The sequence below is a fragment of the Ruegeria sp. N8 genome (assembly GCF_056531325.1).
Map to the genome: position 1 here is coordinate 1 of NZ_JBQFLQ010000025.1, position 5775 is coordinate 5775.

At 51.7% G+C, this 5775-nt stretch carries 5 protein-coding genes; 3 read left to right on the plus strand and 2 right to left on the minus strand.

Translation table 11 applies throughout. The features are described 5' to 3' along the window. Positions 1 to 182: 182 nt before the first annotated feature. Together ACR0C5_RS19595 and ACR0C5_RS19600 are read right to left on the minus strand one after the other, a co-directional pair. Complete coding sequence (locus ACR0C5_RS19595; protein WP_480878608.1) at positions 183 to 1136, minus strand: ornithine cyclodeaminase family protein; 954 nt, start codon at positions 1134 to 1136, stop codon at positions 183 to 185. Positions 1137 to 1278: 142 nt separating this feature from the next. Then, entirely contained in the window at positions 1279 to 2259 is a 981-nt protein-coding gene (locus tag ACR0C5_RS19600; RefSeq protein WP_480746748.1) for a nuclear transport factor 2 family protein, read from the minus strand. 354 nt (positions 2260 to 2613) lie between these two features. On the opposite strand from ACR0C5_RS19600, the gene ACR0C5_RS19605 reads away from it, so the two are divergent. From ACR0C5_RS19605 to ACR0C5_RS19615, 3 genes are all read left to right on the plus strand, one after another. Beyond that, entirely contained in the window at positions 2614 to 2973 is a 360-nt protein-coding gene (locus ACR0C5_RS19605) for a group I truncated hemoglobin (RefSeq protein WP_480746749.1), read from the plus strand. 173 nt (positions 2974 to 3146) lie between these two features. Beyond that, positions 3147 to 4886: an adenylate/guanylate cyclase domain-containing protein gene (locus ACR0C5_RS19610; protein WP_480878611.1), complete on the plus strand. Its 1740-nt coding sequence runs from the start codon at positions 3147 to 3149 to the stop codon at positions 4884 to 4886. A 201-nt stretch (positions 4887 to 5087) separates the two neighbouring features. Further along, positions 5088 to 5525, plus strand: a complete 438-nt coding sequence (locus ACR0C5_RS19615) for a transposase (RefSeq protein WP_480878613.1) — start codon at positions 5088 to 5090, stop codon at positions 5523 to 5525. The last annotated feature ends 250 nt before the right edge of the window (positions 5526 to 5775 follow it).

Below are 5775 nucleotides of genomic sequence, written 5' to 3' on the forward strand. Positions count from 1 at the left end.
GACAGGTGCCCAAAGGTATTCCTCTCCGCCATCGCTCTCGCCGCCACGGTCATCTTCTGGCTATGAAACAAGAACGAGTCCTGACCCTAGTTTGAGCAATTTCGATGTCCGCTTTGGGCTGCGAGCGGTCAATCATGCTCATCGCAGAAAATGGCAGCGCTGAGCCGAAAGCCGAAAGATTCCTACTTTTGTCGAGCTCGTACCTCGGCGGCCCGACGAACTGCGAGTACCGCTGTTGCGTAATCTCCCAAAGAAATCCCTCTGAAAGCGAATGCAGCCGGTTTCTCGCTTAAAGTGGTATCGACTGCTCCCGAGACAATTTCCGTCAAGTCCCCTGTTACTCGCTGATATGGCAGCATTGGTTTGTCGCTTTCAGATTCCTGTTTTCGGTCGTCAACAATAACAGTTTTGAAAGCGGTCATACCCTCTGGAAGCCACGGAATGCAGGCATCTGTAATGGCGGCGAAGGCAGTCGGCTTTAGCCATCGGGCATCCAGAAAAGGTTCGGTGGAATAGTCCAAAGTTATTGATGTCACTACCAGATCGGCATCACGCAAGGCATCCTTGGCATTGGCGGCTGTTTGGGCCTCGAAGCCCATGTCTCGAGCCCGGCGACAAAGCTTGTCGACATTCGCTTTGCCACGTCCGAACACACGAATGCTTTTCAAGGGGAAAACCTCGGAAAACGCAACCAAATGGGAGTGAGCTTGCACGCCGGCCCCAACAAAAGCCATTGTCTCAGCAGTAGGATCAGCAAGTCGACGCGCGGCAACGACTGACAGCGCCGCTGTTCTAACAGCCGTTACCCAATTTGCCCCTAAGACTGCTCGGAGAACCCCGGTTTGCCCGTCCATAACCATGATAGCGCCGTTAATCGCAGGGAGCCCCTTTGCCGGATTGTTCGGACACACCGTTACCTGTTTGGTCACGATGAACCCATCATCTCCCACTGCCAAGGTCGACATTGCGTACCGTCCATCCCCGGGCAAAATGGCTGTCTTAGGGGACGTATGAAGCTGCTCACTTGCCTTGGCTATCAGCGCAGATTCAATCGCGTCGGCAACTTCCGAAGGTTGGATCCCTAAACCTTCCAAGTCTTCGTCAGAAAGATAAGTTATTTTGCTTTCAGAAGTCATTTTGGCGCCGCTCCGCTTTACAACCCGGCTTCCCGATTAGGCTATCAAATGGCGTGTTAGCAAAATCTTTAGGTGTCCAGATTGGGACTTCACTCGAGTACATTATTCGTGCATTGGGATTTCTGTTTTGACGCTTTCGGTCTCAAGTTGTCTCAAGCCAGTTGAGTTTGAAAATTGTATGCTCTCCTTCGAGACCTTTAAGCGGAACAGTCATTTGCTCAGCGAACTGAAAATCCTGTGATCCGCCCACCATGATCCGTGTGGCATCCGAGACGCGGATATCACTTGGTGCAGCGAGAGCGGCTATTCGTGCGGCCTTGTTGACAACGGTCCCGAAGTGATCGGCATCAGAAGTAATCACTTCGCCGGTATGCAAGCCGATGCGAACCCGCAACTTTGGCTCGTTTGTTTCCGCCGCGTTCGCCTGCTGGATATTCTGGGCTGCCAGCAATGCTGCCCTTGCGGAAGCAAAAGACGACATCACCCCGTCTCCCAGTGATTTCACCGTACGTCCACCACTCCCGACGATCTGCGTTTCGACAAGTCGCAGATGTCTTCCGAGGGCGTCGCTCCAAAGCGTATCACCTATAGCTTCAGCGATTTTTGTGCTGTCCGCGATATCGGTGAACATGATGGTCGCTATACCACTTTGCCCGAGTTCGTGGGGTGTAGAGAGGGCGGCATCGAGCAGTTCCTCAAAGCCTCTGGCCTCGTACCCAAATCCCTCTACGTTATTGACCGGTATGGAATTGTGAACATGCACAATCTTCCAGGATCCTTTGTCGAGTTTCAGAATAACTGTGGAACGCAGATGCGCGGACTGTCCTGTCTCAATACCCTCAATAGTTGCTTCCCATTCGACCCAACCGAGCGAACCGCATTCAAATCCTCTCAGTTCCTCTACGTGCCACTTGAACCGTGGAACCTCCCCGATGTATTGCTCCATACCGCGACGCAGCGCATCGCCTTTCCAAGCCTCGCCCTGTGCTGAGCCAAAGTATGACAGGGCAGTGTCATCAGAAAAAAGATGTGCCACCGTCTCACCATCGCCCCGACCGTAGGCGTTGATCCATCGTGCCACTATAGCGGCCAGTTCTGGTGAGGGGCTTATAGTATCTCTCATGTCAGAACGTCGCGTCGACGGCCAGAAAACTGCTTCGAAAAATATGACCTTCGCACGTCCCGTTCCTTTTGAAGCGTGTCATGGCATAACCTTTCCCGAGATCTCCATTTCTGAGGTCCTGTCAGTGTAGGCCAAGCCGGAGCGGCCATAAAGACATAGTCAGCTTTGTCCGCAAAGCGGACATGCATCGCGATTTTGCGAACGTCTGCCTCGAGCCCTAAGCAGACATCACACTTTGTGATGGTTTACGATCATAGACATCGCCTGAATGCTATAGATTTGGTGCCAATCAGTGCGGCATGCTAGCATTCACAAGAGATCTAGGTTTGAGGTGAGCCAGACACGGGGGGCACCATGTCAAAGACGCTATATGAACGTCTGGGAGGAACGGATGGTATTCGGCGAATAGTCGACGTTCTGGTGGACAATCACTCTAAAAACCCAGTTGTCGCTGCACGATTTGCGGGAACTGAGATGGAGCACCTCAAACAAATGGCAGGAGACTTCTTCATAACTGGTTCTGGCGGGCCTGAGATCTATACGGGCAAGGATATGGTTGCTGCGCATCGGCACATGAACATCAGCGGAGATGAGTTTGTCGCAGTTCTGGACGACGCCATGAATGCCCTAAAGGCCAACGACGTCGACCAAAGGGAACAAGAAGAGGTTTTGTACATTCTATATAGCCTCAAGGACCAAGTTGTAGGTATCTGAATTTCGCCACAACCGGGTAGAGTCGGCAATATTCAAATCTTTAAATCAAAGCTTGCTTGTCCGACTTGCAGACTCTTGAAGTCAAATGGCTTACTATGGGTCAATCGTGCATTTGGGCTTAAAATTTATGCGCAAAAGGAACCTCCAATATGAATAGGAGATTGTCTACGATCTTGGCCGCTGATGTTGTCGGTTATTCCACTCGGATGCGTGAAGATGAAATCGACACGATAAATCGTGTTAGTCTGTTAAGCGAGTTAATCGGAACTGTTGCGTCCACGCACAATGGGCGGGTCTTTAACCGCGCGGGCGATGGTTTTCTTTTGGAGTTTTCTAGCCCGGTGGCGGCAGTTCGCTGTGCTTATAACTTACAACTTCAACTCGCTGCTCCAGTAACCAAGCGAGAGATAGGACTAGAAATCAGGATTGGGGTCCATCTTGCCGATGTCGTAGTAGATGGCGACGATTTGCTTGGCGATGGGGTGAATGTAGCAAGTCGTATTGAGTCTGAAGCTGAGCCGGGTATGGTCCTCGTAAGTAATGCTGTGTTTGATCACGCCAAGCGGTTGGCCCAGCTCAAGTTTGAGAACAAGGGCACCCGAAAGCTCAAGAACATTTCCGAACCAGTTACGGTCTACGCTGTTGCAGGCGAGCTTGGCACGCACAGCTGCGGAACTGCGCTTATCGAGGACAGTAGCCTTCCCTACGTGGCGGAACTGCAAAAGTCCACCAACTCAATTGTTGTGCTTCCCTTCAAGAACATGAGCAATGATCCCGAGCAGGAGTATTTTTCCGATGGCCTGACGGAAGACATCATCACAGAACTGTCCCGGTTCCCTGACATTCTCACGATCTCCAGGAATACTAGTTTTGGGTTAAAAGGGGTTGCGGCGGACGCTCGTGAACTTGGACAAAAACTCGGCGTGCGTTTCTGTCTTGAAGGCGGGGTTCGCAAGCTGGGAAATCGCATTCGGATCAACGCGTATCTGACGGATGCAGTGTCAGGCGAACAGCTTTGGACAGAGCGGGCGGATTGCAATCTAGAGGATCTTTTCGATTTTCAGGATGACCTTGTTGCCAAAATCGTCGCGAGTGTGGCTGGCCAGATCGAACGGCAATTGGAAGCCACGGCACAGCGAAAACGTCCGGGTGACCTGGAAGCCTATGAATGTTTAATCCGCGGTTTGTATTATCACCGGATTGGTGGAGTCACAAAGGAGAATGCAGAGGAAGCGGTTCATTGGTTTGACGAAGCGCTGAAACGAGATCCAGGATATGGTCGAGTTCATGCGTGGAGGGCGTGCGCTGTCGCTACAGTAGCAGAATGGACCGGTGAAGATGTATGGGATGAGTTGGTCGAAGCAGGGAACCTAGCTGTCGAGCTGGATGAAACGGACGCTGAAAGCCATCGAATTGCCGGTTCTTTGGCGCTCTATGTTCGTGACTTTGAACGGGCTAAGTTCCACTTCAATCGCGCTCTGGAGTTAAACCCAAATCACGCGTTCATTGTTGGACGAACCGGTGAACTCCATAACTTTCTCGGAGATGGAAAGGCTGCTCTTGAGTATCAAAAGCGTGCAAAGATGCTTGATCCCTTTTTGCCCGAATATTGCCGCGAACTAGAGGCAATTGCCTACTACGTCATGCATGATTTTGAGGCCTGTTTTAACACCGTGGATGAATTTGCGAGGCTCACCCGGCGGGCGGCAGCTTATCGGACTGCGGCCGCAACTCACCTGAATAATGACCATAAGCTTGAACGAGCAGTTCGCGATTTGTTGCTTCACGATCCGAACTTTAGACCTTCTACATTTATTCAAACTGAATACTTCAAAGATCGCGAGATATCTAAGAGATTGAAAGCCGAATTGAGGAGCGCTATGGCGACAACCTCACTTCGCCTCGCTGGTTGAGCACACAATTTGCTAACGTAAAAATTGAGGATTGATGCGAATTCTCTTTGCAAGAAAAGGCCATGGATCGCCGGAGTCTAACGACCACTTTGCCCGCAACTAAGTCGTCGCCCCGATTATGTCGAACATCCGCTGATAGTAGAAACTGTCTTTGCCCCCTAAAATTGGGCCACTACTTTGGCCGAGAAGGGGGAACAAGGGATGGCTCGGAAGCGATACTCGGACGAAGACATTCTGAAGCTGCTGCGTGAGATTAAACTTAAGCTGGCAGATGGCGACGATGTTCGAACAGCCTGTCGTGGTGTCGGTGTCAGCGATGCGACCTACTACAATTGGCGGCGTCGGTTCGGTGGCATGGGCAAGTCGCAACTGTCGGATTTGCGCAGCCTGGAGAAAGAAAATGCCCGGCTGAAGAAGATCGTGGCCGAACTGGAACTGGACAAGCTGATCCTCAAAGAAAGTCTGAACTACCTAAAACCGAGGGCTTATCTGCAATTCGCAAATGCAACTTATTCCCAATCGCCAGCAGACGAGCGCCACGTCTTAGCGTCCGCATCCCAAACACTGGCGGTGACGCAAGGCGTCGGGTTTATTCCGTCACAATTGCTTCCGTGGACATCCGCAAGGACAATGCGTTGACGCCCGAAGTCAACAACCGTCCAGCCTCGGTTAAGCAAGGAGTGAACCTCCTCTTCAATCAAGAAGTGCGACATGCATCCGCCAGTTCCGCAAAAAAGAGATGCGGCGCTCGAGCACGCGAAACCAGATTCGTTCAGAACCCAGTCGCGTTGTAGATCCCCGTCGAGATCGACTCTTTCAACCGCGCCCCAATCTAAGTCAAACTGACCGTTGTTGAACTCCGCGCATGCCTGCGCCGCCAGATCAACCT